We start from the raw sequence: 23,446 nt of genomic DNA, 5'->3' as shown, positions 1-23,446 counted from the left end.
CGAAGCTAAACAAAACGGCGCTAAATGCGCCGTTTTATTTTTCCGCGTCAGAAAGGGCGTTTATTTCCAGTTGGGATCTTTCTCGAGCTGCGCCATCAATAAGTTTTTCATTCTTTCATCCGGCTGGCCTAACCATTGGTATGTGGCAAATTGACTCGGCGTTTCCAGGGCTTCTGGCTTATCTTCTACGCTAATCCGCACGCCCCAAGCCCGCTTTTTATCCTCGCTGAAAGCCACCAGCAAGAAATGGCTGGCGCAATCGTGAGGCTTACAAATATTACCAACCTGATATTTTTTACCTTCCCACTCGGCCCATTCTGGTGGCGCAGAGGTTCCGGCACCTTTACGCGCCCAGGCAGGCAAATTCTTCTGTCCTTTAATCATTTTTTGCCAGCTGCTTTTATACTGCGGCTGCTGAACTAACTCTGCCGTGGTCAACGTTTGCTGGGCAAAACTCCATGAACTCACGCTCAATAACGTCCCCAGTAAAAGACAATGGAGGGTTTTCTGTCCTTTCATTATCGCAATCCTTTTTATGTCATTTGATATTCAACAGTGGTTTCACCGCCCTGTTATTCAGTTCATAAGACCAGCGACGCAGGAAAAAGTTGATCCCCAGCACGAATTTCCACGCTAAATTCAGTTATTCAACAATCGGTATGACAACTTGAGTTAAGCTATGAACCAGATTATTGACCAAGAAGATCTGCCTCTATGCCTAGCCTCGAATTTTCTCAAAACATACCCAAATTGTATTATTCTGCGACGGATGCTCCTGCGCTAAAGACAGTCACCACCGACAAGATTCTACAAATGGTGGTCGATCTGGATGTCGCCAACTCAGAGGACGAACACTACGTCACCGGCTGGATGGGACTAAACAGCGTGATGGTGGTACGTAACTATCAGAATAAACGCGGCACCGCGAACGGTTTTGTGCTGAATAAAGGCAATAGGCATCGGCTGAGCGTGCAGTCTATCGAATTCCGTATTCCTAAAATGGTGCTCTGGATGACCTTCCGCCGCCGCCCGCGGACGATGGAATTGATTACCTACGAGGCGCTGGAAGGCGAGCTTAACGGCATGCAGCAATACCGCAATATTCTGGATAAAGCCTTGATCCAGCAGTTAGAGCAAGACTGGCGCGATCTGAACGATTATCTCGGTGAAGCCTGCTGGCAGTTGGAAAATGGTCGTCCGCTGTGGCAGCGGCTTCATCAGGAAATTACGCCGAAAGCCATCGACCAGGTTGCTGATTCCGCGGTGTTTCGCAGTAAAAACCGACAGATTGACGGCGAGTTCGGCGGGTTCTGGGCCGGAGATTATTTTTTCGCTATACGGCCAAAAAGTGATAAACATCCTCACGCGGCGGTGATGATTTCATGGCGAGAAAACGAACATGACATCGGCAGCTATGTATTTGATCAGAAAAAAGATCAGCAGGGTAATATCAGCCTATTACCCTGCATTCGCCCACGTAAAGGCGCAGAACACTTTATTCTGAATCCTTTTGACGCCGTTCACTTACAGCGGGCGCTGGCGCTGTTCGCTCTCACCCGCCCATTCCTGAGCGCCGAATAAACTGAGCGCTAGTCTGGCTGGGCTACCACCAACGATAAAAGTGGTGAACCGGCCCGATTCCTTGCCCAACCTCCAGCGTATCCGCCTGCTCCAACGCGCCTTGCAGATAAGATTTAGCAGCGGAGACCGTTGCCGCCCAGTTTTCCTGTGTTGGTCGTAGCGCCGCCAACGCCGCCGACAGCGTGCAGCCAGTGCCGTGCGTGTGGCGAGTGGCAATGCGGGGTAAACAGAAACGGAACTCGCCATTAGCCGTAAACAGCCAATCGGGGCTATCCCCACCGGTCAAATGTCCGCCTTTCATCAATACGCCCTGACAGCCCATAGCCAGTAATTCCCGCCCTTGAGCGCACATTTCCCATTCATTAGTCGCAGGCTGACAATCCAACAACGCCGCCGCTTCCGGCAGGTTTGGCGTAATCAGGGAAACCAGCGGCAACAATTGCTGACGCAGCGCCGCCACCGCCGCAGGCTCTAACAGCGGGTCGCCACTTTTGGCCAGCATCACGGTATCCAATACCACGAAATCCAGTGGGTATTGCCGTAACTTTTCTGCCACTATCTGAACGATATTTTCATTGGCCAACATACCCAATTTGGCGCTATCAATACGTACATCGCTCAGGACTGAATCCAATTGAGCGGCCACAAATGCGGGGTCTATCGCATAAACCGACTGCACGCCTCGCGTATTCTGCGCCACTAAAGCCGTTACCACGCTGGTTCCGTAAGCACCCAAAGCAGAAAAGGTTTTTAAATCAGCCTGAATACCCGCGCCGCCGCTAGGGTCAGTTCCGGCTATGGTTAATGCATTGAGACGTTTCATTGGCATATCTCCACGGAAAAGACGATCGATGGAGACAACAGATAAGCTGTGATAGCAGAAGCGAGTAAAACGGTAGGTCGAAGGTACATATTCCTCCCAACCGGCGGTCAAGAAGGCGGTACCCAGAGGATGCCGAGACTTCCCTACGCTGGCATAATCCAGATCAGGTAATACGGGTAAAATCTCAGCCACACAGTGAGTTAGCGCGGCACCCCGAGTCAGAACGACCATTATCAGCGGTTGATAAGATAAGATCAACTCTGGCTCAAGGGTGATAAGTCGCTACTCAGGGGGATAAAATGAACATTCGTGAATATCAGGAAGCCGATCGTCCCTTTTTACGAACGCTGTATCTGGCTTCCCGTCAGGCTGCCTTTAGCTGGATTAATCAGGAAAATTTCCGACTGGAAGACTTCGATAAAGCGGTATTGGGAGAAAAGATTTTGGTGGCGGTAGAGGACGGTAACCGGCTGGGCTTTGCTTCGGTTTTTCGGGAGGAAAACTTTCTGCATAACCTGTTTGTCGATCCGAGCAGCCAGGGTCTTGGCGTGGGAAAATTACTGCTACAGGCGGTACAGAGGGAATTGACCGCTACCGGGGTGTTAAAGTGTCTAGTCCGCAACCAGCGAGCGCTGGCGTTTTATCAGCAAAATGGCTGGCAGAAAATCGCCACCGGCAAAGGAGAAGATGGCGAATATATTTTGATGCATTGGGTAAAACCGAGCTAAAAATCATTTCGGCAATGGGTAATCGGACGCTTCGCTCCTTTCGCGTCAGATTACCCTATGCTCAGGCTAGTTTTCGCGTAATGCTTTCACATCGTCGGCTTTGATGTTCAACGTCGGCTGACCAAACTGTTGCAGCAAATAGTTACTGAGAGTCGCAACTTGTTCATCACTTAGGGTGTTGGCAAAACCCGGCATGAACACTTCACCGTCGTTAGTCTGGCGAGTCACCCCGTGCAAAATCACTTTGACCATATTATTCGGCGTCGTGGCTCCAACCACTGAGTTTCTCATCAGAGAAGGATAATAACCGTCCTTAACTCCCGCGCCGGTAAAACTGTGGCAACTAGCACAGTTCCCCAAATACAGCCGCGCGCCATCGGTGTAATCATCGGCGCTAAACGCCTTGCCGCGTAGCGAATCGACGCCGGTTGCCGGTTGCCCCCAGTCTGAGCGGCTCTTGGTTTCATCATCGAGATTCAGCGGTTTCAAAGTTCGTAAATAAACCGCCATCGCGTTAAGGTCGCTCTCTGTCAGGTGACGGGTACTGTTTTCAATCACTTCGGCCATTGGTCCGGCTGCCTGCGCTTTCCCGTCAACATGGCCGCTGCGCAGGTATTGAACCAACTGCTCCTGGCTCCAACTGCCAATCCCCGCATTAGGATCGGAAGTAATATTAAATGCCGTCCAGCCATTAATTTCAGCGCCACCGTAGGCTTTGCTGTCTTTCATTCCCATGGTGAAATTGCGCGGCGTATGGCATTCCCCGCAGTGCCCCAGCGCCTCGACAAAGTAGGCACCGCGATTCCACTCGGCGCTTTGATTATTATCAGGCTGGAAACGCTGCCCTTCAAAATTCACCCAATTCCAAAACCACAGTCCCCAACGCTGATTGAACGGGAATGGCATATCGTTTTCACGATTTGGCTGATGTACCGCAGGCAGGCTAAACAGATAGGCTTTTATCGCCCTAACGTCTTCATCCGTTAGTAAAGTGTATGAAGTGTAAGGGAAAGCGGGATAGAGATTCTCACCATCTTTCCCTTTTCCCTCATGCAGCGCCCGAATAAACTCTTCGTCATTCCACTCCCCAATACCCGTCGCTTTATCCGGCGTAATATTCGGTGAATATAAGGTTCCCATCGGCGTTTTAAAGGCTAATCCTCCGGCAAAAGGCTTTCCCCCTTTGGTGGTATGGCAGGCTACGCAGTCTGCCGCCTGAGTCAGATATTCCCCTCGTTTAATCAGATCCGTACCTTCCGCTCCTTGCACCGTCGCGCTAAAGGCACCGCATAACGCCAGCCAGACCAGAGTTTGCTTTTTCATATCACACCTCGGCCTTTAACGTTTCGGCAATGCGTAAAGAGAGCGCAGCGATAGTCAGCGTACAGTTAACCGATCCCACGGTAGGCATCACGCTGCTACTGGCGATAAACAGGTTTTTATGATCGTGAGTACGGCAATCACTATCCACCACCGAGTCTTTTGGGTCGTTCCCCATAATAGTGGTGCCAGTAATGTGATTGTTGTTGGCGAAATCATTATGGAATACCACTTCGGTTCCGCCCATTAGCCGCGCCGCATCAGCATAGACCTGCTGGGTATGCAATGCACTTTTGCGCACATAGTCATCCATGGCGTAATAAAACTCGGGTTTAGGTATGCCGATGGCGTCTTTTTCCGTTAGGCTGGGAATAATGCGGTTTTCCATATGAGGCAAAATTTCGTGAAAACTGTCAAAACGCACGTAGCGAGCCGCCCGGTCGCGGATTTTTGCCTCCAACTGCGGCCCTAGCTGTAAATCCCCCTGCTTGAGCAAATTGATTGTCACTTCGTCCGTACGAGATAAATTCGATAAATGAATCTTTTTGGCCGCATACTCAGCACGGAAAGCGCCATCGCGGAACCCCACCATTGACGTCATTTCCTGCGGACCACGCCCCGGCCACAGCGCTTCATTAGCCAGGAAAGTCACGCCAATACCCGGATGGTCCATCAGATTTCGTCCCACACGGTCTGAACTATTGCCCACTCCGCGAGGATTTTTTTCACTGACGGACATCAGCATTATTTTCGGAATTTCTATGCCATTCGCAGCCAATACAAAGAATTTCCCTTCAGCCCGATGTTCCCCGCCCTGAGCGTCTTTAAACAAGGCTGCAGCAATTTCCTGCCGATCGTTCACTTCCAGCTTATAAACAACCGCCTGCGGACGAACAATTGCCCCCGCTCGTTCGGCTTTTTCAACGTGAGTAATCCCGTTATACATCGCGCCAATGGGGCAAATCGGCATACAGTTATTGTTACCGCAGCAGGTCGGCCTGCCATCATACGGACGACTATTTCGCGCCACCGGCTCGGTTACAACATAAAATCCATTCGCATTTAATACGGTTTTAATTCGCTGCTCGTTCCATGAAAGCGGCAATGGTTCCATCGGATAAGGCTGCGCGCGGGGCGATCCCAAATCTTCATTGTTCGGCCCCCAAACGCCCAGTTCCTGCTCAGCACGGAAATACCATTTTTCCAGCGCGGTATAGTCGATGGGCCAATCTAATCCCACGCCATACAGCGTTTTTAATTTGAAATCATTCGGTAAAAAACGCCAGGCCGAAGCGGCCCAGTGCCAGGTTGTCCCGCCAACAGCACGGATATATTGTACGTCGTAAGGGTGTTCCCCTTTTTGAATCAAGTAGTGATTATCAGGATTAAATTCGGGATGAGGTGCGTAAGGAGTAGAAGGATAAGCGGCCATGTTGTCTGATTTATCCGGCTGATTGCGGAAGTTCTCCACTATCTCCCAACGCGGTAAACGCGGCCCCGCTTCTAGTATCAATACCGATTTCCCCGCTAGCGCCAGCTGATGCGCGACAAGCCCTCCCGCTACGCCGGACCCGATAACAATCACGTCAGCCTGCAAAGTATCAGCCATAAAAGTATTCTCCTGAATTATATGGCCACGTCAGGCTTGGCAGCCCAATAACCGGGTTGGTTAGGACAATAGGAGCGAATGACTAAAACATCAGACACGGCCTCAAACATCAGCGCATTCTCGTAGCTAATCACCGCCGCATTCGAGCCTTCCCCTATGACGCCCACATACCACGCCTGCAAGACCTGCCGGGCAATGCCCTGCTGTGCCTGCGACCAATTTTGTGGCTCACCAGCCGGAAGCGGTTGGAGTAAAGCCAGTTGTTGATCGAGCTGCGGCAGGCGCAGAATAAGTACCTGATAGATTCGCTGGCCGATATGGGGATTAAGTTGACGCTTACCGGTCAAAGCACGCGAAACCAGCATAAATCGCTCCAGATTGAGCGGCATCGTTGAGGTTGAAGCAGCAAAAACATTCAGGGACAGTGGACTCATCAAGCTGGCGACTAACCCAACGCCGACATATCCCAATAAACGCCGACGGGATACGCCGTTAACGCGAGGTATAGATGGGGGATGTAACGACATGTTTTCTCTCCACAAAACACTAAGTACGCCCTACAGTAATCATCGATTTGATTCAGCGATGCGGGTGACTGTTTGGCAAAACCGCAGCGTATTTCTCAGCTCGCTGAGGTGAAAAGTTCTGTTGTGAAAAAATAATTATCTCGCCTGTTAGCGATGTAAATTATGGTGTTCTATAACTTAAACATTTAGTTGATAGGTAAATATTCGTCAAGGCGATAGTGTTCAACCCCAACGGGTAACATAAAGTAAAACGACAGCATTATTAATTTTAAAACAATATTGTGTGTTTAAGACAATGACATTATTTATTGACTACCAGCATATCCCTCATACTTATTAATAAGAAGTTACGAATATCTCTCGTGGTGCAAATCCCATCATGTAATAAATGATGTGGGGAGCAGCTTCCATTATTTCAGGTGCAGGTGCCGGATCGATCATCCACGGCGCTGAGGGTAAACGACGATAATTATGAGTATATGAGATTACATATGTCACCATTTACATTCATCAACACATTCCGTCATCACCTGCCTGCATCGGTACAATATATTATATGAACCCAATCCTTTTTATTCTTTTAGGTAAACCTTCAGCAATAAAACCATTTCCATCTTTATTTTCTTTATTACCATAGTAATGAAGATAGTGTTTAGCCCCTCCAACAGCATGGTTAAAATCGATTGTATTATCGGTATTATCAGTGGGTTCAGGCAACTATTCTTAGCGCTTATACGCTCCTGTAAATCGTGCAGGCTTAACTCATTTATATCCTTACGAATAACTATAGACCTTCCACCATAGTTAATATCAGAGCGCCCATTGGTATTGATGACAACCGATACTCGAATCGAATAAATTTAATTATTTCAACATCAGGAAATACTGGAAACTCGACGTAAGTAAAAATACTGAAACATTCTTTTTTATTACATGCTTTAGTTATTATTCTCATAATAACATAGCTTACCCTCATTCAAAAAAACAGCCTAGACAATATGGGGATATAAAAAACCAAGGTTAAAGACACAAGAAATACAAGAAATACAAGAAATACAAGAAATACAAGAAATACAAGAAATACAAAATAGCATCCAAGCGTAGCTAACCGCTCAGAGTATATAGCCAGACCTATATCAATTCAATAAACAGATTCAATATATTAAGTCCGTATCACGAGCAAATATTAATTATGAGAAGTAGAATATAAAAACAAAATAACAATAAACATCTTATTTCATTTAACAAAATTAATTAAATGAAATAAATGAAAAACCCCCGAAATATACGGGGGTTGGATTTTTATCGAAAATTATTTATTTCGGGCTGTTATTCCCACTCAATGGTTGCCGGTGGTTTGCCGCTGATGTCATACACCACGCGAGAAATACCGTTGACTTCATTGATAATGCGGTTAGATACACGGCCAAGGAAATCATAGGGCAGATGTGCCCAATGCGCGGTCATGAAATCGATAGTTTCGACTGCACGCAGAGAAACCACCCAATCATATTTACGACCATCGCCCATGACACCTACGGAACGAACCGGCAGGAATACGGTGAACGCCTGGCTGACTTTATTGTAAAGATCGGCTTTATGCAGCTCTTCAATAAAGATCGCATCAGCGCGACGCAGCAGGTCACAATACTCTTTCTTCACTTCGCCCAGTACGCGCACGCCTAAACCTGGACCAGGGAACGGATGACGATACAGCATGTCATACGGCAGACCCAATTCCAGACCAATTTTACGCACTTCATCTTTGAACAGTTCTTTCAGCGGCTCAACCAGACCCAGCTTCATTTCTTTCGGCAAACCGCCCACGTTATGGTGTGACTTGATAACGTGCGCTTTACCGGTGGCAGAGGCCGCAGACTCAATCACATCCGGATAAATGGTGCCTTGTGCCAACCATTTGACCTGCTCTTGCTTACAAGCTTCTTCATCGAAGACTTCCACAAATACGCGGCCAATGGTTTTACGTTTGGCTTCAGGCTCATCAATACCGGCCAGTGCGCTCAGGAAACGATCTTCCGCCGCAACGTGGACAATATTCAGACCGAATTTATCACCGAACATTTCCAGCACCTGATCGGCTTCGTTCAAACGCAATAAGCCGTTATCCACGAATACACAGGTCAGACGCTTACCGATGGCACGGTGCAGCAACATAGCGGTAACGGAAGAATCTACACCGCCAGAGAGGCCCAGAATCACGTGATCTTCGCCAATTTGTTCGCGCAGACGTGCTACTGCATCTTCGATGATGGTCGCAGGCGTCCACAGCGCTTCACACTGGCAAATATCCAATACGAAGCGCTCTAACAGGCGTTGGCCTTGTTTGGTGTGGGTGACTTCCGGGTGGAACTGTACGCCATAGAAGCGTTTTTCTTCGTTGGCCATAATGGCAAACGGGCAGGTATCGGTGCTAGCAACGGTGACAAAGTCAGACGGAATTGCCGTCACTTTATCGCCGTGGCTCATCCACACATCCAGAATTGGCTCACCGGCCGCGTTCAGAGCATCTTTAATATCACGAACCAGCGCAGAATCAGTTTTGATCTCTACCTGCGCATAGCCGAACTCGCGCTCGGTAGAACCTTCAACGTGGCCCCCCAGTTGCATCGCCATGGTTTGCATACCGTAGCACACGCCCAATACCGGTACGCCTGCGTTGAACACGAAGTCTGGAGCACGCGGACTGCCGTTTTCAGTGGTGCTTTCCGGGCCGCCGGACAGGATGATGCCACTCGGATTAAACTCACGAATCTGGGCTTCAGTTACGTCCCACGCCCATAGTTCACAGTAAACGCCAATCTCACGAACGCGACGCGCCACTAGCTGAGTGTATTGCGAACCGAAATCGAGAATAAGGATGCGATGCTTATGGATATTTTTTGTCATGTGAGGCGTATTCCAGAAACAGGTCAATAAATAAAATAAAAATGAAAGACTTCAGCAACGTTAATAAACGTCCTATTCCAATCGGCGAAGCCAGAAAGTGAGTTAACGCCCGCAGCATCACATACGCAATTGACGCAAAGTCATTGAGCAATGCGAGCAGCGGACGATGACAAAACTCACCGACCGCAGCTCTTGGAATTAGCCCATGCGGTAGTTCGGTGATTCTTTCGTGATAGTCACATCGTGCACATGACTTTCCTGAATACCCGCACCACTGATGCGTACGAATTCTGCTTTGGTACGCAGATCGTCAATGGTCGGGCAACCGGTCAGACCCATACAAGAGCGCAAACCGCCCATTTGTTGGTGAACGATTTCTTTCAGCAGACCTTTGTACGCTACGCGGCCTTCGATACCTTCCGGTACCAGTTTGTCTGCGGCGTTATCAGTCTGGAAATAACGGTCGGAAGAACCTTTGGACATCGCGCCCAAAGACCCCATACCGCGATAGGATTTGAATGAACGGCCTTGATACAGTTCGATTTCACCCGGAGATTCTTCAGTACCTGCCAGCATAGAACCCACCATCACGCAGGACGCGCCCGCTGCAATCGCTTTCGCAATATCACCGGAGAAGCGAATACCGCCATCGGCGATAACCGGAATACCGGTGCCTTCCAGCGCGGCTACGGCATCAGATACCGCTGTGATTTGCGGAACACCCACGCCGGTAACGATACGGGTAGTACAGATAGAGCCGGGGCCAATCCCCACTTTTACCGCGCTAACACCGGCTTCTGCCAATGCTCTTGCGCCTGCGCCTGTAGCGACGTTACCGCCAACAATTTGCAGATCAGGATATTTAGCGCGAGTTTCGCGAATGCGTTGCAGAACGCCTTCGGAATGACCATGAGATGAGTCGATCAGCAAAACGTCAACGCCAGCGGCAACCAGTGCGTCGATACGCTCTTCGTTACCTGCTCCGGCGCCAACGGCAGCGCCAACGCGTAAACGGCCGTGTTCGTCTTTACAGGCGTTAGGCTTACGTTCTGCTTTTTGGAAGTCTTTTACGGTGATCATGCCGCGTAGATGGAAGTTATCATCAACTACCAACGCTTTTTCAACGCGTTTTTCGTGCATTTTCTGCAACACAATTTCGCGAGATTCGCCTTCTTTTACGGTAACCAGACGCTCTTTCGGCGTCATAACCGCCGTTACAGGCTGTTCCAGATCGGTGACAAAGCGTACGTCACGGCCAGTAATGATACCCACCAGTTCGTAATCTTCGGTCACAACCGGATAGCCAGCAAAGCCGTTACGGGCGGTCAGTTCTTTAACCTGACGCAAAGTGGTGGTTGGCGTAACGGTCTGTGGTTCAGTAACCACGCCGCTTTCATGTTTTTTCACGCGGCTGACTTCTTCGGCCTGACGCTCGATAGACATGTTTTTATGGATGAAGCCCAGACCGCCTTCTTGCGCCAGAGCAATGGCCAGGCGAGATTCGGTTACGGTATCCATGGCTGCGGACAGCATAGGGATATTCAGGCGGATAGTTGCGGTCAGTTGAGTACCAAGATCCGCAGTGTTAGGCAGAACTGTGGAATGGGCTGGAACCAGGAGAACGTCGTCAAAGGTTAGTGCTTCTTTCGTGATACGTAGCATGGGCAATATCTCACCAGAGTGATTTGAGAAAAGATAAAATATTGCCGTGGCATTATACAGAGCGTAATCGGTTGCCTCCAGCACTTTCTGATAAATTTTCTTGCTTACCGTTCTGAGGCAGGTAATATCGATCAATTAAGTACTTGTTTTAAAATTTGATCCAGGTCACATGCCACTAACTTCCGCCACCTCGATATTTACCGTCAGCCGCCTGAATCAGACGGTTCGACAGCTGTTGGAAATGGAAATGGGCCAGATTTGGCTCACCGCCGAGATATCCAACTTTTCCAAGCCCGCCTCCGGTCACTGGTATTTTACCTTGAAAGACGATCGGGCGCAGGTACGCTGCGCGATGTTTCGCAATAGCAATCGCCGCACCACTTTTAACCCGCAAAATGGTCAGATGGTGCTGGTCAGAGCCTCAATCACTCTGTATGAACCCCGAGGTGACTATCAGTTAATCGCTGAAAGTATGCAGCCTGCCGGCGATGGTTTGCTGCAACAGCAGTTTGAGCAATTGAAAGCACAATTGGCAGCGGAAGGATTATTTGAAGCGGCGCACAAACAGCCGCTCCCTGCCCCAGCCAAACGGGTCGGCGTGATTACTTCCGCCAGCGGAGCGGCTCTGCACGATGTGCTACAGGTGCTTCAGCGCCGCGATCCTTCGCTGCCGGTGGTGATTTATCCTACTTTGGTTCAGGGTGCCGAAGCGCCAATGCAAATCGTCCGCGCGATTGAAATGGCCAATCGGCGCGCTGAGTGTGATGTCTTGATTGTGGGGCGTGGTGGCGGTTCGCTGGAAGATTTATGGAGTTTTAACGATGAACGGGTGGCGCGAGCAATATTTGCCAGCCGGATTCCGATTGTCAGCGCCGTCGGGCATGAAACCGATGTGACTATCGCCGATTTTGTTGCCGATCTGCGAGCACCGACGCCTTCTGCTGCCGCTGAAATTGTTAGCCGCAATCAGCTGGAATTAGTGCGTCAGATTCAAGCGCAGCAACAGCGCATGGAAATGGCGATGGATTATTATCTGGCGCAGCGTAATCAACAATTTACCCGACTGCATCACCGCTTACAGCAACAGCATCCTCATTTGCGTTTGGCGCGCCAGCAAACGTTGTTGTTTAAACTGCAACGTCGGTTGGAAGAATGCGCTCAAAACCAGATTCGCCTGCAAGTTCGCCGGGTTGAGCGTTTGCAACAACGGCTGAGTCACGTCCAGCCGCAGGGACGTATCCATCGTTACAGTCAACAAGTGCAGCAGCAGGAATATCGTCTGAAACAGGCGCTAGAGCGCCAGCTAAACGCTTATCGTCAACGTTTTGGGATTGCCTGTTCTCAGTTAGAAACCGTTAGCCCACTGGCTACACTGGCACGCGGCTATAGCGTGACCCAAACCCCCAGCGGCAGTCTGCTAAAAACCACTCAGCAAGTACAGGTGGGTGATACGCTGAAAACCCGGCTGCAGGATGGTTGGGTGGAAAGTGAAATTACGCAGCTAACGCCGGTGAAAAAAGCACGTAAGCCGCGAACGGCGGCGAAATAGCTCAGTTTTTATCGTCACCAGGTACGATGCTATCCAGTGTGTCAGTAAGACAATTGACAACTCGCTGCGGCGTTAAAGATGCAGGGTATACTCGTATTTCACGCGTTTTTTCGAAATCAAACCATGCCCGTGCTGACAAAAATAATCAACTGCGCCGCAGGCCTTAAGCACCTGTAACGGCTTTTCGCAATCTGGGCAAATCGCTTGCGGCTGATAGTCGCTACTGCATGTAGCACAGTGAAAGTGACTACTTACCTCATCCATCGCTGTATGACACACCGGACATAGAGCTTCCATTATTTTCTCCTTAAATCACGCCGAATGTACGCAGGAAATAAATACCCAAGGCCGTAGTAAAGAACGATCCCACGGTAGTAATGGCGATAATATTAGCCGCTAAAGTGGCATTTCCGCCCATTGCTCGCGTCATCACATAACTGCCCGCCGCCGTTGGCGTCGCTGAAAACAGGAAGATAATTCCCAGTGCAGCACCGCGAAAACCCAGCAAACATCCGCCTAACGTCATGATTAAAGGTACAAAAATCAGTTTGGCGGAGGATGCCAAAGCCGCCACGTTAGAAGAACGAAACATCGCCTTCCAGTCCAGGCTGGCTCCGGTGCAAAGCAAGGCCAGCGGCAGTGCCAGAGCGGAAATAAAACCACCGGTTTGCTGAATAACCTGCGGCATCGGCAGGTGGGTTTGAGCATAGAGTAAGCCGCAAACCAGACCGATAATTAGCGGGTTAGTCACAATACTTTTCAATAAGGCGCTCTGGCTGATTTTTCCGTCGGTGGCCGCGTTCAGACTGCGAGTTAACGTGATCACCGACAGAACGTTGAATAATATTACCGTGACCGTCAGATACATCGCCCCCAGCGCCATGCCTTCATCACCGTAAGCGGTCATCGCGTAGGCCAACCCCACTATGGCGGTATTGGCACGAAAGCCGCCCTGCACGAATACACCGCGCTCACGAGGCTCTTTAACCAGCCAGTGAGCGGCCACTTCCAGCAGCGAAAAGGTAATCAACGTGCCGACTGCACCGTAAATCACTAATGGTAGATGATCGGCCAGACTAACGTGATTAGTGGCAACGCTAAAGAATAGCAGGCAAGGCAAAGCGAGATTGAAAACCAGACGGGTGGCACCGTCGCAGAAACTGTCGTCCATCAGACGCCAGCGTCGCAACATGACGCCAAGTAACATCATCAATAAATTCGGTACTGTTACGCTAAACGCAAAACTCCAAGTTTCCCATGACATAACGTCTTCCCAAACTCATTTCGTAAACAATACTTTTAGCCATTAGCCAGAAACACGAAGGGCGCGGAATATCCGCGCCCTGCTAGCTTACTTTATTTCTTTTTCAGATGTGACAACAAGCGTTTACGCTTCCGCATCTGGTTTGGTGTCAAGGTGTTACGCTTGCCAGCAAACGGGTTTTCACCCTCTTTAAACTGAATACGGATCGGCGTCCCCATCACTTTCAATGAACGACGGAAATAGTTCATCAGGTAGCGTTTATAGGAATCGGACAAATCAGTCACCTGATTACCGTGAATAACCACGATGGGTGGATTATAACCACCGGCGTGGGCGTATTTCAGTTTCACACGGCGACCACGTACTAGCGGCGGCTGATGATCTTCTTCAGCCATTTGCATGATACGCGTCAGCATTGAGGTACCAACACGTTTGGTAGAGCAATCGTAAGCTTCCTGAATGGATTCAAACAGATTACCTACGCCGCTGCCGTGCAGAGCAGAGATAAAGTGAATACGTGCGAAATCAACGAAGCCCAAACGCAGGTCCAGCATGTCTTTCACTTGAGCGCGAGCTTCTTCGCTCATGCCATCCCATTTATTGACGGCGATAACAAGTGAGCGCCCACTATTGAGGATGAAGCCCAACAGAGACAAATCCTGGTCGGAGATACCTTCGCGAGCATCAATCACCAGCAATACAACGTTCGAGTCTTCGATCGCTTGCAGGGTCTTGATTACCGAGAATTTCTCAACGGTTTCAGTGATTTTCCCACGTTTACGCACACCGGCGGTGTCGATCAGGATATATTCACGATCGTCGCGGGTCATTGGGATATAAATACTGTCGCGAGTGGTGCCCGGCATGTCGTACACCACCACACGCTCTTCACCGAGAATGCGGTTGGTCAGTGTAGACTTACCTACGTTAGGACGCCCAACTATGGCCAGCTTGATCGGCAAATCCAGCGGGTTGAAATCGTCTTCTTCTGGTTCTTCCCCTTCTGCCTGATCTTGATCCTGCGCTTCCAGTTCTGCCCAATAGGCGGCGTTGGCTTCTTCTTCAGTCAATTCAACTTCAGGTTCTACCGGCGCCATATACGGAGCCATGACTTCTTCAATCAGCTGAGCTACGCCACGACCGTGCGAAGCGGCAATTGGGTGAACGTCTCCCATTCCCAAAGAGTAGAAATCGGCGGCGGCCGCTTCAGGCTCCATGCCGTCGGTTTTGTTAGCAACCAGGAAAGTGGCTTTTTGGCGGCTACGCAGATGCTGGGCAATGCCCTGATCCGCAGGCATCAGGCCAGCGCGCGCATCAACCATGAATAATACGATGTCTGCTTCTTCAATCGCTAACAGCGACTGTCCAGCCATGCGTGTTTCAACGCCATCTTCGGTGCCATCAATACCGCCGGTATCGATAACAATAAACTCATGACCCTCAACTTCGGCACGACCATATTTACGGTCACGCGTCAGCCCGGGGAAATCCGCCACTAACGCATCCCGAGTGTGAGTCAAACGGTTAAATAAAGTGGATTTACCCACATTCGGGCGCCCAACCAGGGCGATGACAGGTATCATTATTGAAGCCTCATTACTTATTTTTCAATTCGTTACAACGCTATCGAACAACACGGACAGCGGAGTTTATAGAATACGAAACGGCCCCTGAACTATTCAGGAGCCGTTTAGGGACTCATATTAAGAGCCAATGTGTTCGGTAATCACACCCTTGAAAGTTTAGCTTTCGTCCAGTGTATTACCCGATAATTAGCGAGTGAACGCGTAGACCGTGCCGCCTTTGGCCTGAATCATCAGCTTATCGCTGACAACCACCGGCGCGCTAAGGAAGCCGGAGCTATCCACTTTCTGCTGCGCAACAAAACGGCCGTCTTCGGTATTCACCCAGTGCAGATAACCTTCGGCATCACCAACCACCAGATAGCCATTATACATAACTGGGGCAGTCAAGTTACGATGCAATAGATCGCTTTGGCTCCAAAGGGTAATACCACCGTCGGATTTCAGTGCCACAATGCGGTCATTTTGGTCAACCAGGAAAATGCGACCAGAATCAACGATGAAATCGTTGACCGAACCCAACTCGCGTTTCCACAGAATCTGACCAGAACGCAGATCCAATGCGGTCAGGTTACCATTGTAAGCCAGCGCATAAACCACGCCGTCTACCACGATTGGCGTCATATCAACATCGTTCAGACGGTCAATTTCGGTAGTACCGGTTACCTGAGAAATACGTTGCTGCCAAATCAGCTGGCCTTGTTCCATCATGACCGCACTAACGCGACCATTATCACCGCCAACAATAGCCGCGCCAAAGGCAACGGTCGGTGCAGATTCACCGCGCAGGGACAGAGAAGGCACATCCAGATTCAGCGTCCATTTAATCGCGCCATCGCTCTCATTCAACGCCTGCAACATACCGTTGGTAGTGTGAATCAGAACCACGCCGTCGCTGACAACCGGACGCGACATCGCTTCGCCAGCCACGCTGGTCTGCCACGCTACTTTACCATCGTCGGCATTCAGCGCGTAGACCACCGCTTTTTCGCTACCCACAAACACGTGAGAACCAGAAACAGTCAGACCGCCGGAAAGCATGGCTGATCTGTTGCTGGAGTAGAAATTGGTTTTTTCAGACAGATCGGTTTGCCAGATTTGTTTACCAGTATCGATATCCATCGCTTTCACCAGACCTTTACGATCAGCGGCGAAAACAGAAGAACCCTGCCAGGTCGGGCGCAGATGGGAGTAGTAATCACCCACACCGCTGCCAACAGAAGTGCTCCACACCTTGGTCGGAGTGAACTGATTTTCAACCGTTGGCAGTGGCGACATGGTCACCACATCTTCTTCACTGTTAAACAGTGAGCAGCCGCTCAATAGGGCGACGGAAACCAGTCCTACTAAGAGTGTTTTACGCAGTTGCATGGGAATTCCCCTTAGCTGGACAAATTGTTCAATTTCATGCGCAGCAATGCCTGCAACGCCTGAGAAGCATTAGATTCGACGCCTTTGGTGTAAGCTGCGCGTGCACCAGCAACGTCGCCCTTACTTAATAATGCATCGCCACGCACGTCTTGCGCCATTGCAGTCCAACCATCGCCTTTCACCGCATCGAGGGTTTTCAATGCATCTTCCGGCTTTTTCAATTGCAGCTGGACACGCGCCAAACGCAGGTTGATCAACGACAGCAGGTTTTCATCTTTGGTATTGCCCTGAGCCAGACTCAACTGCTGAGCAGCCTTATCAAATTGCCCTTGTGCCACAAAGTGATGCGCCAGTTCCAACCCGGCCAACACGCCATAGTTGTTGCTGTTGCTTTGTACAAATTTTTCCGCAGCGGTAACGCCTTCAGCGTTGTTGGCTGCCAATGCCGCACTGGCTTTCTGGAAGGAAGAAGATGCTTCCGTCAGCGCGGTATTCTGATGGCTCTGCCAATAACGCCAGCCCACCAAAGCACCAATTCCGAGCACCACACCCACGGCCAGCGCTTTTCCGTTTTCACTAAAGAAACGGCGCACTGCGTCAACCTGGTCATTTTCAGTGGTATAGACTTCCACGGTGTCTCTCTCCTTAACCTAACATCGAAGCCAGACGCGCAGCTACATCAGCTTGCGCCAGCGTTTCTTGTTCACCCTTGCGCAGATCTTTCACTACTACCTGCTGTGCAGACACTTCGTCTTCACCTAACACCAAGGCCACGCGCGCGCCCCATTTATCGGCACGGGCGAATTGTTTTTTAAAGTTGCCGCCGCCATAGTTGGTCATCAGCTTCAATGACGGCAAAGCGTCACGCAGAGTTTCAGCCAGCTGCATTGCTGCGCTCTGTGTCCCCTGACCGGAAGACACCAAATACACATCAACCGTTGGCGGTACGCAAAATTCAGGATTAACCGCCTGAACCAGCAAAACCAAACGCTCCAGCCCCATAGCAAAACCGACGGCTGGCGTCGCTCGGCCACCCAGTTGCTCTACCAGACCATCGTAACGGCCGCCGGCACAGACTGTCCCTTGAGAACCAAGGCTATTGGTTATCCATTCGAAAACGGTACGGTTGTAATAATCCAGGCCGCGAACCAAACGCTCGTTAACGCTATATGGGATACCGGCATGATCCAAAAGTTCACACAATCCGGCAAAATGCTGTTTGGATTCTTCATCCAGATATTCAGAAAGACGCGGCGCATCGTTCAGCAACTGCTGGACTTCTGGATTTTTTGAGTCCAAAACACGCAGCGGATTGCTATACATCCGGCGTTTGCAGTCTTCATCCAACACTTCCTGATGCTGTTCCAGGAAGGCGACCAAAGCTTCGCGGTAATCGGCACGTGCGTCCAATGAACCAATAGAGTTAAGCTCAAGACGAACGTGCTCGGAGATACCCAGCGCTTTCCACCAACGTGCGGTTAGCAAAATCAATTCGGCATCGATATCCGGCCCTTGCAGACCAAAGACTTCGGCACCCAACTGATAGAATTGGCGATAGCGGCCTTTTTGTGGGCGCTCGTAGCGGAACATCGGGCCGATGTACCACAAACGTTGTTCCTGATTGTACAGCAGACCATGTTCGATCCCGGCGCGTACACAACCCGCCGTGCCTTCCGGGCGCAGCGTCAGACTTTCGCCATTGCGATCGTCAAAGGTGTACATTTCTTTTTCCACGACGTCGGTCACTTCACCGATGGCGCGTTTAAATAACGGGGTCTGCTCTACAATCGGTAAGCGAATTTCACTGTAACCGTAGCCGCCCAGCACTTGTTTCAATGTGCCTTCAATACGCTGCCATAAAGCTGTATCAGCCGGCAGGTAGTCGTTCATACCACGGATGGCTTGAATGTTCTTTGCCACGTCTTTTCTCTATAGTTTTGATGCAAAAATAAAGCCGATTATAGGGGCTAGCCGTCCCGTGATTCAATGGGGACGCTCATCACCACTATGGGCACAATATAAAGCGGGCCAAGCCCGCTTACTCAACGCTGGACACAACCGCCGGATCAGACCGGCGCCTGATCTTCCAGCTGGTTGATATCAATCCGGTTTTTCTCATCAAGCATCGCTGCTTTGGCGCGAATTTTGGCTTCCAACTGGTCGATCATCAACTTGTTGTCAAAACGTTCCCGCTGGCGTACGCCGTCTTCGTAGAAGCCGCTTTTATTATGCGCGCCGGTCACGCCGATAGTTGAAACCAAAGCCTCTCCCGGGCCGTTCACCACACAACCAATGATAGAGACATCCATTGGCGTAATCAGATCTTCCAGCCGTTCTTCCAGCGCATTTACCGTACCGATCACGTCAAATTCCTGACGTGAGCAAGTTGGGCAAGCGATGAAATTGATACCACGGGAACGGATGCGCAGAGACTTCAGAATATCAAAGCCAACTTTAACTTCTTCCACCGGATCGGCGGCCAGAGAAATACGCAGCGTGTCACCGATGCCTTCAGATAGCAGCAAACCGAGGCCAATAGCCGATTTAACTGAACCGCTACGCGCGCCGCCGGCTTCAGTAATCCCCAGATGCAGCGGATTATTGATTTGTTTTGCCAATAAACGGTATGAGTTTACCGCCAGGAAAACATCAGAGGCTTTCACGCTGACTTTAAACTGGTCGAAGTTGAGGCGATCGAGGATATCAACGTGACGCATTGCGGATTCAAGCAGGGCTTCTGGCGTGGGTTCGCCATACTTTTCCTGAATGTCCTTTTCCAACGAGCCGCCGTTGATACCGATACGGATAGGGATGTTCTTGTCGCGCGCACAGGCAACCACTTCACGGATACGTGATTCGTTACCAATATTGCCGGGGTTGATACGCAGGCAATCCACGCCGTATTCCGCTACTTTCAGCGCAATACGGTAGTCAAAATGGATATCGGCGACCAATGGAACATTGGCGCGCTGCTTAATCAACTTGAAAGCTTCAGCCGCATCCATCGTCGGAACCGAAACACGGACGATGTCAACGCCAACACGCTCTAATGCCTGAATTTGTTTAACAGTCGCGTCAACGTCTGTGGTGCGAGTGTTGGTCATCGATTGCACAGCAATCGGCGCTCCATCACCAATCGGCACCTTTCCAACGTAAATACGCGTGGATTTACGTCGAATGATTGGGGATTCATTATGCATTACACGCTCTCCTTTGCAGTCATGTAGTCACTTATAACCACAAGATCACTCAGCGCCGACGGTCAAACGGGCAACACGGCTTGATTTAACAAACTTGCTTAAATCAACAGGGTTACCTTGATACAAAATGGTGACCGCCCCTGGCGCACCTATCGTCAGTTTATAGGGTGCTTTGCCAGATAAATTCAGGGTCGCGCCCTTCTTCTGAATACCGCTGAACAATGATTTACCCGTTGCATCAACAACCTGCAGCCAGCAATCGTCAGAGAAATTCATCACCAACCCGGCCGATTGGGCAGCGGCAGCGTTAACTGCAGCCTCTGCCGTCGGCAAAGGAATGGCAGGGTTTGACACTTCAGGCAAAGTCGCCTGACTTGGCGAAACTACCGCTGACGAGGCCGGCGTTTCACCTGTGGCTACCGGGGCATTCCCTGCCGCGGCTGGAGCTGTTACCGGAGCGGTTTCCGGTGCCGAAGGCGCAGCTGACGCATTAGCGTCAGACAACGGAACTTCGGTTTTTTCCGCGTTATCGTTTTGATCAGCCAGAGGGACTGTTTGCCCCTCATTTTGCGATAACTGGGCAGAAGACTGATCGGCCATATTGGCGATCTCTGCCTGTTGGGCCTGATGATTTTGCCACCACCAGGTACCGGTCAGACCAATCACAACAAAAACAATGAGCCAGGTGAACATCATCAACCAGCCATCACGTTTCTTGCGCTTTTTACCCAATGAAAAACTCTGCATCGGGGCGACTTTCGCCGCTCTAATCGGTGCCTGTTTTGCCAGCATAGGCAATAGCTCATCTTCAGGCAGACGAACCAGTTTGGCGTATGAGCGAATGTAACCACGCAAAAACGTCGAAGCAAGATTCGCCTGAGCGTTATCTTCCTCAATATCCCGAATAGTCGATACTTTCAGGCACAGACGTTCGGCAACATTCTGTTGGGTTAGCCCTAATGCTTCACGGGCTTGACGCAGGCGCACACCTGTCGTCTCTGGAACAGTTTGATCTTGGGAGGCTTCAGTATTCATTAGCTAGAAAGTGCTGGTACTGTTTGGATTGTGGAAAACTTCGCGCAAGCTGCTTGCCATAGCGTTGAACGCTATCCTGGCGACCTGCCAGCGCGGCGAAACGAATTTGTAACCATAAACTTTCGGCACTGGCCGGAAGAACATGTTGATAAACATCCAGTAGTAGTTGCGCCTGAGCGCGTTTCCCTTCTCCAAATTGCCTTTCGGCCTCTGCAAGCAGCGACCCACCTTTATCAGGATCATACTTCAACGCTCGGCGGAGCAACACTTTGGCCTGGTCATTTTGATTAGCCCGCAAAAAACAATAACCTGCATTTTCCAGACTATCTGCAACTTGACCGTAATCAGGTAACAAAGCCGCAGCGCTAAACTGCTGTTGAGCCGATACATACTGCCCTAAACCACACAGAAACGCACCGTAATTATTCAGTACGGTGCCATTTCCTGGAGCGAGCTGCATCGCTTGCTGATAACGCTGTTCTGCGGCGCTGTTTTCACCGACGCGCTGTTCGTATAAAGCCATGCCCAACTGAGCTTGATAATCCTGCGGAGCGGCATTCACGGCTTTTTCCAGATTCTGACGGGCAGCGGGTAAATCTCCCTGCGCCAGATAGGCTAAACCAAGCTGTAAACGCGTTTGACCTGCCGCCGGCTGGTCAACCTTATTCGGAGATGAACCCGAACATCCGGCCAAAACCACGGCCGCCAAACATGCTCCCCACAGTATATTCAGCTTCATGCTCTTCCAATTGTCCAGTTGCGTAATGGCAAGAACCTGAATAATTGACGACGCATCAGGCCCTCATATTTGCTGTATTACCTACGCGTAACACCTGACATCTTGCAGATTAAAACTTAAATAACAGTCAGTTAAACGGAGCTAAACGCCCCGTAAGGTTCAGACTGTCTTAACCGCTATAGGTTCCCCGGCCATTTTCTTTTTCAGCGTGCGCTTGGTACGGTCAATCACCTCGCCCGCCAATTGGCCGCAGGCTGCATCAATGTCATCGCCGCGGGTTTTACGAACAATAGTCGTAAATCCGTATTCCATCAATACCTTGGAGAAACGATCTACCCGGCTATTGGAGCTACGGCCATAAGGCGCGCCTGGGAAGGGGTTCCATGGAATCAGGTTAATCTTACACGGCGTGTCCTTCAAACACTCTGCCAGCTGATGAGCCTGTTCGGTGCTGTCATTAATGTGATCCAGCATAACGTACTCAACCGTTACCCGCCCGCCGTTGGCGTTCGATTTCGCTAAATAGCGACGAACCGCCGCGAGGAAAGTTTCGATATTATATTTACGATTGATTGGTACGATTTCATCACGAATATCATCGGTTGGCGCATGCAGAGAAATGGCCAGCGCCACATCAATCATATCGCCCAATTTATCCAGCGCCGGAACAACACCTGAAGTAGAGAGGGTTACGCGACGTTTAGACAAACCAAAACCGAAGTCATCCATCATGATGTCCATCGCCGGAACCACGTTATTCAGGTTCAGCAACGGCTCGCCCATTCCCATCATAACGACGTTGGTGATCGGGCGAGTGCCGGTTGATTTCAGCGAACCGATAATTTTGGCCGCACGCCATACCTGACCGATAATTTCGGAAACACGAAGGTTACGGTTGAAGCCCTGCTGAGCGGTTGAGCAGAATTTACATTCCAGAGCACAACCAACCTGAGAAGACACGCATAAAGTGGCACGATCGGCTTCAGGGATGTACACGGTTTCAACCTGCTGGTCGCCAACTTTGATCGCCCACTTAATGGTGCCATCCGCTGAGCGTTGTTCTTCTGCCACTTCCGGCGCCCGAATTTCAGCCACGCGCTGTAATTTTGCTCTCAGCACTTTATTAATGTCGGTCATTTGCTCGAAATCATCGTAGCAATAGTGATACATCCACTTCATGACCTGATCTGCCCGGAATGGTTTTTCACCCATTTCAGCGAAAAACTCGCGCATTTGCTGACGATTCAAATCGAGCAGGTTGATTTTGGCGGTGGCCGGCGCTGCTACCTGCACTGCGCTGTCGGCAGCAGGAGAAGCATCGGGTTGAATTGTTGCAGATAACTGTTGTTCAGACATGAGTTGTCGTGGCCTCGTTGTTACACTTTGCGGCGCTGTGCTTTAAACCGGGTGGCACTTAAAGAAACGGCGATGGATAAATAATAAAAATGCCCCGGTAGAGCTGGCTCATCCGGGGCGCGGCATTGTACGAATTTTAAGGCATGGATTCTACGGTTGAAAGGGCATGGCCGCATTTTTATTGTGTCAGCC

Annotated in this window: 20 protein-coding genes and 1 riboswitch; of the genes, 3 read left to right on the top strand and 17 right to left on the bottom strand. The window is 50.2% G+C overall.

Annotated elements, in window-relative coordinates:
• Window positions 1-60: 60 nt before the first annotated feature.
• Window positions 61-519, bottom strand: a complete 459-nt coding sequence (locus ACQ4OC_RS05250) for an inhibitor of vertebrate lysozyme family protein (protein ID WP_064516897.1) — start codon at window positions 517-519, stop codon at window positions 61-63.
• Window positions 520-714: 195 nt separating this feature from the next.
• On the opposite strand from ACQ4OC_RS05250, the gene ACQ4OC_RS05245 reads away from it, so the two are divergent.
• On the top strand, window positions 715-1,581 hold the full coding sequence (locus ACQ4OC_RS05245) for a hypothetical protein (protein WP_430971001.1): 867 nt from the start codon (window positions 715-717) through the stop codon (window positions 1,579-1,581).
• 22 nt (window positions 1,582-1,603) lie between these two features.
• Here ACQ4OC_RS05245 and thiD read toward each other — a convergent pair whose 3' ends face one another.
• Entirely contained in the window at window positions 1,604-2,404 is an 801-nt protein-coding gene (gene thiD, locus ACQ4OC_RS05240) for a bifunctional hydroxymethylpyrimidine kinase/phosphomethylpyrimidine kinase (RefSeq protein WP_120805918.1), read from the bottom strand.
• A gap of 123 nt (window positions 2,405-2,527) precedes the next feature.
• A riboswitch (TPP riboswitch) is annotated at window positions 2,528-2,630 on the bottom strand.
• 73 nt (window positions 2,631-2,703) lie between these two features.
• Here thiD and ACQ4OC_RS05235 point away from each other — a divergent pair.
• On the top strand, window positions 2,704-3,132 hold the full coding sequence (locus ACQ4OC_RS05235; protein ID WP_064516893.1) for a GNAT family N-acetyltransferase: 429 nt from the start codon (window positions 2,704-2,706) through the stop codon (window positions 3,130-3,132).
• Window positions 3,133-3,198: 66 nt separating this feature from the next.
• Here ACQ4OC_RS05235 and ACQ4OC_RS05230 read toward each other — a convergent pair whose 3' ends face one another.
• The 5 genes from ACQ4OC_RS05230 to guaB form a co-directional block, all read right to left on the bottom strand.
• Window positions 3,199-4,455, bottom strand: coding sequence for a cytochrome c (locus ACQ4OC_RS05230; protein ID WP_430971000.1), 1,257 nt, complete (start codon window positions 4,453-4,455; stop codon window positions 3,199-3,201).
• 1 nt (window position 4,456) lies between these two features.
• On the bottom strand, window positions 4,457-6,061 hold the full coding sequence (locus tag ACQ4OC_RS05225; protein WP_064516889.1) for a GMC family oxidoreductase: 1,605 nt from the start codon (window positions 6,059-6,061) through the stop codon (window positions 4,457-4,459).
• A 17-nt stretch (window positions 6,062-6,078) separates the two neighbouring features.
• The gene (locus tag ACQ4OC_RS05220) at window positions 6,079-6,588 is read right to left on the bottom strand and encodes a sugar dehydrogenase complex small subunit (protein ID WP_064516887.1); all 510 of its coding nucleotides are present in this window, start codon (window positions 6,586-6,588) and stop codon (window positions 6,079-6,081) included.
• Between the two features lie 1,329 nt (window positions 6,589-7,917).
• A complete protein-coding gene (gene guaA / locus ACQ4OC_RS05215) occupies window positions 7,918-9,495 on the bottom strand; it encodes a glutamine-hydrolyzing GMP synthase (protein WP_064516884.1) in 1,578 nt (525 codons plus the stop codon).
• A gap of 198 nt (window positions 9,496-9,693) precedes the next feature.
• Window positions 9,694-11,157 carry an IMP dehydrogenase gene (guaB, locus tag ACQ4OC_RS05210; RefSeq protein ID WP_064518479.1) on the bottom strand — a complete coding sequence of 488 codons (1,464 nt, stop codon included), beginning with the start codon at window positions 11,155-11,157 and terminating at the stop codon, window positions 9,694-9,696.
• A 169-nt stretch (window positions 11,158-11,326) separates the two neighbouring features.
• On the opposite strand from guaB, the gene xseA reads away from it, so the two are divergent.
• A complete protein-coding gene (xseA, locus tag ACQ4OC_RS05205; RefSeq protein WP_120805803.1) occupies window positions 11,327-12,706 on the top strand; it encodes an exodeoxyribonuclease VII large subunit in 1,380 nt (459 codons plus the stop codon).
• Between the two features lie 72 nt (window positions 12,707-12,778).
• Here xseA and ACQ4OC_RS05200 read toward each other — a convergent pair whose 3' ends face one another.
• The 10 genes from ACQ4OC_RS05200 to ACQ4OC_RS05155 all read right to left on the bottom strand — a co-directional run bounded on the left by ACQ4OC_RS05200 (window position 12,779) and on the right by ACQ4OC_RS05155 (window position 23,254).
• Window positions 12,779-13,003 carry a zinc ribbon domain-containing protein gene (locus ACQ4OC_RS05200; protein ID WP_064516881.1) on the bottom strand — a complete coding sequence of 75 codons (225 nt, stop codon included), beginning with the start codon at window positions 13,001-13,003 and terminating at the stop codon, window positions 12,779-12,781.
• A gap of 10 nt (window positions 13,004-13,013) precedes the next feature.
• Complete coding sequence (locus ACQ4OC_RS05195) at window positions 13,014-13,970, bottom strand: AEC family transporter (protein ID WP_430970999.1); 957 nt, start codon at window positions 13,968-13,970, stop codon at window positions 13,014-13,016.
• A gap of 92 nt (window positions 13,971-14,062) precedes the next feature.
• Complete coding sequence (gene der, locus ACQ4OC_RS05190) at window positions 14,063-15,553, bottom strand: ribosome biogenesis GTPase Der (protein ID WP_064516878.1); 1,491 nt, start codon at window positions 15,551-15,553, stop codon at window positions 14,063-14,065.
• A gap of 189 nt (window positions 15,554-15,742) precedes the next feature.
• Window positions 15,743-16,924, bottom strand: coding sequence for an outer membrane protein assembly factor BamB (gene bamB / locus ACQ4OC_RS05185; RefSeq protein ID WP_064516876.1), 1,182 nt, complete (start codon window positions 16,922-16,924; stop codon window positions 15,743-15,745).
• A gap of 11 nt (window positions 16,925-16,935) precedes the next feature.
• Window positions 16,936-17,556: a YfgM family protein gene (locus ACQ4OC_RS05180; RefSeq protein WP_064516874.1), complete on the bottom strand. Its 621-nt coding sequence runs from the start codon at window positions 17,554-17,556 to the stop codon at window positions 16,936-16,938.
• 13 nt (window positions 17,557-17,569) lie between these two features.
• A complete protein-coding gene (gene hisS, locus ACQ4OC_RS05175) occupies window positions 17,570-18,844 on the bottom strand; it encodes a histidine--tRNA ligase (RefSeq protein ID WP_064516872.1) in 1,275 nt (424 codons plus the stop codon).
• Window positions 18,845-18,990: 146 nt separating this feature from the next.
• Window positions 18,991-20,124: a flavodoxin-dependent (E)-4-hydroxy-3-methylbut-2-enyl-diphosphate synthase gene (ispG, locus tag ACQ4OC_RS05170; protein ID WP_064516868.1), complete on the bottom strand. Its 1,134-nt coding sequence runs from the start codon at window positions 20,122-20,124 to the stop codon at window positions 18,991-18,993.
• A 45-nt stretch (window positions 20,125-20,169) separates the two neighbouring features.
• Window positions 20,170-21,159, bottom strand: a complete 990-nt coding sequence (gene rodZ, locus ACQ4OC_RS05165; RefSeq protein WP_064516867.1) for a cytoskeleton protein RodZ — start codon at window positions 21,157-21,159, stop codon at window positions 20,170-20,172.
• Entirely contained in the window at window positions 21,149-21,898 is a 750-nt protein-coding gene (gene pilW, locus ACQ4OC_RS05160) for a type IV pilus biogenesis/stability protein PilW (RefSeq protein ID WP_064516866.1), read from the bottom strand. The genes rodZ and pilW overlap by 11 nt, the downstream gene beginning before the upstream one ends.
• A gap of 159 nt (window positions 21,899-22,057) precedes the next feature.
• Window positions 22,058-23,254, bottom strand: a complete 1,197-nt coding sequence (locus ACQ4OC_RS05155; protein WP_064516864.1) for a bifunctional tRNA (adenosine(37)-C2)-methyltransferase TrmG/ribosomal RNA large subunit methyltransferase RlmN — start codon at window positions 23,252-23,254, stop codon at window positions 22,058-22,060.
• Window positions 23,255-23,446 lie beyond the last annotated feature (192 nt).

Source organism: Yersinia sp. J1, assembly GCF_050586585.1.
Lineage (GTDB): Bacteria > Pseudomonadota > Gammaproteobacteria > Enterobacterales > Enterobacteriaceae > Yersinia > Yersinia entomophaga.
The sequence above is the reverse complement of the archived record's forward strand: the minus strand, read 5'-3'. Positions and strand labels throughout refer to the sequence as shown.